Genomic DNA, 7119 nt, shown 5'->3' on the forward strand with positions numbered 1-7119 from the left:
AAAGCCGCTTCCTCTCTTCCCGGTACTCTTATGATCGGCAAGGAAATCGGGAATTACAAAATCCTCAAAGAGTTGGGAAGGGGCGGGATGGGCGTGGTCTACAAGGCCCACCAGGTCGCCCTCGGTCGCATGGTGGCGATGAAGGTGCTCCCCCAACACCTGACCACCGACACCGCCTTCATCAAACGATTCCAAAACGAAGCCCGCGCCATTGCAAAATTGAATCACCCCAACATCGTCCAGATTTACGATATCGGCAATCAGGACGATATCCACTATTACACCATGGAGTTCCTCGAGGGCCCGTCTCTCGACCAGATCATCTACCGCGAGGGCTTCATGCCGCTTGAAAATGCGATGAACATCGTGCTGCAGGTGGCCCGCGCCCTCGACTGCGCGCACCGAGAAGGCATAATTCACCGCGATATCAAACCCAGCAACATCATTATCGACCGCTCGAAAAGAGCCAAAGTCACTGATTTCGGACTGGCTCTTCAGGAACGTTCCACCCGCCTGACAGTAGACGGAAGCATCGTCGGTACTCCTGAATATATGTCGCCCGAGCAGGCCGCAGCCGAGCCCGCTAGCGCACGGAGCGACATCTACTCTCTCGGCGTTGTCTTTTATGAGCTGCTGACGGGAAAGGTGCCGTTCGAGGGCGAAACCACACTGATGGTCCTGAAAAAAATCCAGTCATTGGAGCCGGAATGGCCGCGCGCTCTCAATCCGGAGATCCCGGTTGAAGTCGAAAAAGTCATTCAGCGGATGATGGCGAAGAAACCGCGCGACCGCTATGCGAACTGCCAGGAGTTGATCCAGGATCTTCGGCGGCTGAAGGCGGGCGTCCCGATTCAAACCAGGAGAAAGGGCCCCGTTCACTTGTCCACGGCTGCGGCGTTAGCAGCGATTCTCGTGCTGGCGGCGGTGCTCTTGTTCAGGATGAGGGCAAAGCCGGAACCCGCGCCTCCTCCTCCGGAAGTGCCTGCTCTGCGCGAGATCGTTTCTGCGTACGAGCCGGCTGAACCGCCGGCGCCGGCATTATCGCCACTCGCAGCTCCCGCTGCTTCTCCGGATGAGCCTGTCTCATCTGACGCAGAGGCGCTTGCGGGCATAGCTCAGCAGCTTGCCGGGCTCGAAGTCCAGCTCGAGGGGGTGCGTTCAAGGAAAGCGACGCCGGATCTTTTTTGGCCGGATGTCCTCCTTTTCAAAAAGGGAAACAAGATCAACTGCTGCGTGGTGGGGGAATCGCTTGACAGGGTGAAGATCAGAACAACCGCGGGACTGGCGGATATACCTCGCGAAGAGATTCAGTTGATAGTTTATGCGACGCCCGCCGAGAAGGCATCGGCCAATGAAGCCCAGCGACGCGAGGAGGAGCGCCAGCAGGAGGAGCAGCAGATCCGCAAGCAGATCGCTTCGCTCCGGGAGAATAAGGCGGAGATCGAGCGGGAGGCGCAGGCGGCGTCTCCGCCCCCTCTCGATGAGCCTGCGGCTTCATCCGCGTCCGACTCCGCGCAGCCGCCCAAGGTGCTAGAGGAACAGCCGCGGAAGGATTCCGGAGCGCCAGATAAAGGTGTACTCAATCTGGCCGTTAACGAGAAGTGGAACGTCAGCACGACGTGCGGCAAAACAACCGGCGTTACCTTTGGAGATCAACTGCTGTCGGTCGTCAGCAGCCAGAATCCTGAAAAAGCACCGTGTGAAATTATCCTGGAAAAAGAACTGAATTCGGAGCCTCCTCATTCGCTTGAGGTGATCGTGGAAGCGAGGCAATTGATTATGGGAGACGATAGAATCACGGCCTCGTTGCTTGTCTCTTTCGCCGATGGAACCTCGATGGAATATAGCTTCTTCGATTCCGATAAGGAGCAACTGGCCAGTGAGGTCAGGCAAACTCCTGAAAAGCTCCGCATAAGCCGCCCCAAAAATACCGTCTCCCTTGAGCAAGGCTGGTATGTCCTGAAATTGCCGCTGGCCGAAGATGCTGCCAAAATTAATAAGGGAGAAAAAATCGCTCGTATATCGCTTATTCATAGTCAGCAAAAAGGGGGAAGTGTGATTATATTCCGGTATCGGGCGATCGTTCTGAACAACAAATGATTCGGGAAAGGAAGTTTTGCTTCATGAAACATACGCGATGTCTCGAAGAAGAAGAACGAAAGCTTCGGAGACTGCGTTTTATCGTTGATTTCTCCGCGCAGGTGCTTGCCCAGGAGAAGATGACGATTGACCAGGCGCTCGATCTGATAAATGCGACCAAACAGGCGGCTGTGCGCTTGTTTCCCGGTTCAGAGCAGACTTTCGACATGATTTACGGGAGGCGCTTTCAGCGGATTTTGCGGGAGCGCTTCGCTTCCGCCGGCCGAAGGTATCCGCTCGATCAGGCAGACGAAGAGGAATTCGACGATTCCTGACGCATCCAATTTGAATTGCCGGAAAAAAGAAGATAGAATAGGAAATCGGCACGCGCGCTAGCTGCATGGACGCAGAAGGACAACGCTGGCGGATGTTTGAAATCGACGCCTGGATGGAGATTTAGATGTCGCTGGAGTTCCTGGTCATCCTCCTCTTTGTATTCATTCTGGGCGCGCTTGTCATGGCGCTGGGGACGAGAGCGGCGCCGATCCCCTTCGAGGAGTTTGCGATCGAGGATGATCCGATGCCGCCGGAGCCCAGCCTTGAAGAGCTTGTCGATATAATAACGGAGGACGAGGATCTTCTCAGGCCTGCGCCGCCTGTCCGCGTTCCTCATCGGGAACTGCCGGGCGCGAGGTTGGGAGGCGGCGCGGTCGATGAGATGCAGTCGAAAGCATGCGTAACCGTTGCCCTCGCCCTGCAGGAAGACGCTTCCGAAAGAAGAAAATATAATCGCCGCCTCGGCGACAGGCGGTTCGAAGATCACCCCGTCGAAGGCGAAAGACGGCTCATTCAGAGGCGCATCTGGCTTCGCCGCAAGGAAGACCGCAGAGGAAAGGTGCTGCTGAATATAACCGATGCAGCGCATACGCTCGGCGTTACTATCGAGCAGGTGTATAAGTGGCTTGACTCAACCGACATTCCTTTTTGTCAGGTGACCGATGGAAAGAGGAAAGCGATCCGATTCGAGGTAAACGAATTGATGCAGTGGCATTCCAAATTCGCCGCCAGAAGCAGAAAAAATGGGCCATACGTATGAGCAGGAGCGTCGCATGAACAGTTTTCAGCCGGTCCGGTTTGCTACTTTCCTTCTTGTCTTTTTTCTCGCTGCGCTTCCCACACCGATTGCGGAAGCGGAAAATGAGGGCGCTCCGCCCGGTTCCGCACAAAACGCCGCCTCCTACATGGAGGAGCCGTGGGCGGTCTCGGGACATCCCATCGGAGACACCATCGGGCGAGGGCTGGACTTCCTGCTCAAACCCGCATATGTTGCGGGCAGCTCGCTTTACTTTCTTGTTTTGCCGCCGCCCGAGCCGGAACACATAACCGGGCTTGAGATGCATGGATGCCCGCCGGTCCCGCCGTCCGCCGAGCCGGTGGAGCCGCCTGCTGAGCCCGCGCAGCCGTCTCCTGAGACGGCGCCACCGTCCACCCTCCCCGGGTCCCCAGCCCAAGTCGAACCGGCCGGGCCGGAGACTTCCGGCGAGGTGCAGCCGCCCGCACCCGAGACATCGCTCGAGCCTGAACCCGCTCAGGGAATAGCCGAGCCTTAAGCCACAAATGTATTTCCCCAAATCTGCATCGAATGGTTGTTTTGAAGCGGAACATTGAACCCTTATTCATCGTGGCAGCGGAAAATATCTTCTTTCAGCAGGTAAGCTGGAGAAGGAACATTTCCTCGCTCCGCCCCATCCGGGAACCAAATGAATAACAGCTACCATTGCCGATCGAATGTACGCTGGATTCATTTCTTGGACGGCCTCGTCCTCGTCATTCTCCTCGCTTTAGTGGCAATAAGTGTAATGAGAAGGCATCCTGGTTCGGGTGTTACATCTCAAGATCTGCTCCTCACCGTTGTAATTCCATCGATTGTGTTGCTTGAATTGTCAGTCATTACTTTCCTTGCTCATCGAAGGGCCGCTCTTTCAGTTTCGATTGCCGACGAAGGCCTTACATACAAATTCCGGCGGCTCATAAAGATCATTCCATTTGAGGCGATATCCCGGGTCAAGCTTGATCTTATGCCGCTGAATTTCGGATTAAAAATGAGGATCCATTCGACTGAAGGAATCGTCAAAATTCCCGCGCTTGAGCGGCTCCCCCAATTTCTTCAGGAACTGAAAAACGGGCTGGATGCGAGAGGTCTGTCTGACCGCTATGAAAAGTCAACATTCGAAAAGTCTCTGAAATTCGCGTTCTATGGGGAGCAAAGCTGGGAGCGCCTGCACGAGAACTCAATAAAATTTCTGTGCGTTCTGCTCCTGAGTGCGGTTGTCGGATGGGCTCTTGCCTCGATCGCAGAATTCACCGGCACCGGCAGATTCCTGGCTGCGGCCGCCTCCGCATTCTGCTTTCTCGCCGTCCACCCGGCAGCAGAATTCATATTGATGTGGCGCGGATTGAAAGCGCCGCTTGACTCCGTTTCGCAGCGCGATAGAAATTATGAGAAAAAGGTTTTTCGCACTCTTCTCCTTGCCGTAACAGCCGCCTATCTTGCTGCCGCGACAGTTCTTCTCGGGATCCGACTGACCAGCCATGAAATGCTCTCGAAGAAATACGCGGCTAATGGTAGGAAGGCGTTCGAGCGTGGCCTGTATACCGAAGCCGAGAACATGTTTTCGGCATCTATAAGAGAAGCTGAAGCAAGAGATCCGCAGCACCCGCGCCTGGTGAGAAGCCTCACTGGATTGGCCGAAGCTTATGAAAAGCATGGCCGTCTTTCCGAAGCTGAATTCCTATGCAATCGAGCGCTGGCAATCGGAGAAAAAGTATACGGACCTGATCATCAAGAAGTATCGTCCGTCCTGTCCGCGCTCGGAATAATCTATCGACAGCAAGGACGATACACTGATGCCGAAACCATGCACATGCGGGCGTTGGACATGGATACGAGGGACCTCGATGCGCATCATCCGAATGTGGCGATAGATCTGGCCAATCTTGCGGCCGTATACACTTCACAAGAGCACTACGAGAAAGCCGAGATGCTTCTGAAAAGATCATTGTTGACATTCGAGACGGCATTTAAAGGGGACGAACCTCGATCTGCTTTTGCACTTAATAACCTGGGCGCGCTCTACGTCCGAATGGGCCGATATCAGGAGGCAATCGAGTTACTCGCCCGCGCGGAGAAAGCACTCGAGTCTCTGAATCCGGAACACCCCGACCTTGCGACGGTGGTTACCTGGAAAGCGAAAATGCATTATGATCAAGGTGAATATGCCGAGGCCGAAGAACTCTATCAGCGAGAGCTTGAACTCAATGAAAAGAGCTTTGGGCCGGATCACCAATACGTCGTTTACTCCCTTCGAAACCTCGCACATGTCTATTTCTGCCAGGAAAAATACGCCGAGGCCGAAGCAGTGTTGCTCCGAGCAGTCGAAATCCTGAAAGAGGCGCCCCAAGCCGACGAGCGCAGGCTCTTACCGCTTCTCAAATATCTGATTCGTGTGTACGAGAAGCAGGGCCGGCTCGATGAGGTCGAGCGTTTACATCTGGAGATTCTTCGGATTCAGGAGAGCGCGCCGCCATCCCGCCGCGGATAAGTTCTCGTGCCCCCCAGATTCTACAGATTCATATAACCGCCGATGAACGCCGAAGCGTCTCTTTGAAGTCATTCCTGCGGAGACAGGAATCCAGTCTTGCTTTTTATCTTACATTCAACCGCCGATACACGCCGATGAACGCCGACAAAGACACCTATCCGCAGATTCCGCATGACCTTGCCTGCCAAGCGTCTCGCATGGTCACGCCTTGGCGTGATTTTCACAGACACCGTCCTCGATTCGATCGAGGGTCCAGTTTGATCCTTCCGCTCGACTTTGAACCTTGAACTTGAAACCTCAACCTATTATCAACTGCATCGAGGATACGGACGCATCGTGGTATGTGGATGGGCGATTCCCCTCAGCGCAGATTAAGCATATTCATAAAGAGGAACGGTCGCCGTGGGATGACCTGCAGTTTGAAGCAACTTTTCAATGCGTCGGATGGTCTCAGGACTAAAAAGAACATCCCCGCACACAGAGCAGACTTCGGCCGGAACATGGTCAATGACAATTACCTGGCCCTTGTGACGAACCGTATGCACGACCAATCTCTGCTCGTACTCACCTGGACATCCTTTGATGCTGCATTTCATCTTCCTTGCTCCCTTTGGAATGGTGTCCTCCATTTCGGTGGTTTTGGCTCATACGCCGTAATAATTATGAGCACAGGCTTGCCGGTCGTGCAAACGACGTGAAGCGGTCTTTCATTGCTGGTGTAACCTGCAATTAAGCAACACGCTCCTCTACGATGCTCGGGATAATTCTCAACGATTCTGGCTGAAGCTACAGCCTCGTAAATATCGTTGAGAGAAATTTCTTCTTCAACCATTTCCTGATGAGCGTGCTGAGTGACACGCACCTCATCCTTCTCTACCTGCGTGCGTAATCGAGCAAGTATTTGCTCATCGGTATCCATGACTTCATTCTACTATTCTTGGACCTTGAGAGTCAATTTCCGCTGAGAGGCGGTATTCAGTGTCTTGAAGCGTTCAGACTCGATAACGGAACCCCATTTCAATCGCGAAGAGGTGCCCCCATTTTACGGCAAAGTCTACCGCAACACTTACGAATTGAGGGAGGCTGTGCTGCAGTTCGTTCAGGAATAGCTCATGGCGGTTGGAGAAGCTGGGCTTTGCAACGCCGCTCGTCGCGGCGCCACGTTGGAGCAACAATGAAGCCATAAGAGCAGAGGAGCAATAATGGAGCAGCAAAAGCAGATGATGGGAATGAGCTGGAGCCGATTCGCGGCGATGATCGCGACGTCGACTTTCATCATGTTTTTCCTGATGTACCAACTCGTCTACTCGCTTGACCACGCGACATTCAGTATGAACCGTCTGACTCATTTTCGACAGTTTGAAAAATTAAGCTATTTTGTATCAAGAACTTACAGAGACAGAAAAAGCTCTAGGCACTACATTTTCTCTGGCTCTCT

The 7119-nt window shown here is 53.9% G+C and carries 7 protein-coding genes and 1 pseudogene; 6 read left to right on the top strand and 2 right to left on the bottom strand.

Going from position 1 to position 7119, the window contains the following annotated elements:
* The first annotated feature begins 30 nt into the window (after positions 1-30).
* The 5 genes from C4520_17855 (at position 31) to C4520_17875 (ending at position 5681) form a co-directional block, all read left to right on the top strand.
* A complete protein-coding gene (locus tag C4520_17855) occupies positions 31-2100 on the top strand; it encodes a serine/threonine protein kinase (GenBank protein RJP17067.1) in 2070 nt (689 codons plus the stop codon).
* Positions 2101-2123: 23 nt separating this feature from the next.
* Positions 2124-2414 (top strand): hypothetical protein, encoded by a 291-nt coding sequence (locus C4520_17860; protein RJP17068.1) that lies wholly within the window; start codon positions 2124-2126, stop codon positions 2412-2414.
* Between the two features lie 125 nt (positions 2415-2539).
* The gene (locus tag C4520_17865; GenBank protein ID RJP17069.1) at positions 2540-3175 is read left to right on the top strand and encodes a hypothetical protein; all 636 of its coding nucleotides are present in this window, start codon (positions 2540-2542) and stop codon (positions 3173-3175) included.
* A gap of 13 nt (positions 3176-3188) precedes the next feature.
* Positions 3189-3689 (top strand): hypothetical protein, encoded by a 501-nt coding sequence (locus C4520_17870; GenBank protein ID RJP17070.1) that lies wholly within the window; start codon positions 3189-3191, stop codon positions 3687-3689.
* A 150-nt stretch (positions 3690-3839) separates the two neighbouring features.
* Positions 3840-5681, top strand: a complete 1842-nt coding sequence (locus tag C4520_17875; GenBank protein ID RJP17071.1) for a tetratricopeptide repeat protein — start codon at positions 3840-3842, stop codon at positions 5679-5681.
* A 371-nt stretch (positions 5682-6052) separates the two neighbouring features.
* Here C4520_17875 and C4520_17880 read toward each other — a convergent pair whose 3' ends face one another.
* Complete coding sequence (locus C4520_17880; GenBank protein RJP17072.1) at positions 6053-6310, bottom strand: type II toxin-antitoxin system MqsA family antitoxin; 258 nt, start codon at positions 6308-6310, stop codon at positions 6053-6055.
* Positions 6274-6600 carry a DUF4258 domain-containing protein gene (locus tag C4520_17885; GenBank protein ID RJP17073.1) on the bottom strand — a complete coding sequence of 109 codons (327 nt, stop codon included), beginning with the start codon at positions 6598-6600 and terminating at the stop codon, positions 6274-6276. The genes C4520_17880 and C4520_17885 overlap by 37 nt, the downstream gene beginning before the upstream one ends.
* Before the next feature lie 283 nt (positions 6601-6883).
* Here C4520_17885 and C4520_17890 point away from each other — a divergent pair.
* A pseudogene (locus C4520_17890) lies at positions 6884-7024 on the top strand (DUF305 domain-containing protein).
* Positions 7025-7119: the final 95 nt, after the last annotated feature.

The sequence above is a fragment of the Candidatus Abyssobacteria bacterium SURF_5 genome, from assembly GCA_003598085.1.
Classification (GTDB): Bacteria; Abyssobacteria; SURF-5; order SURF-5; family SURF-5; genus SURF-5.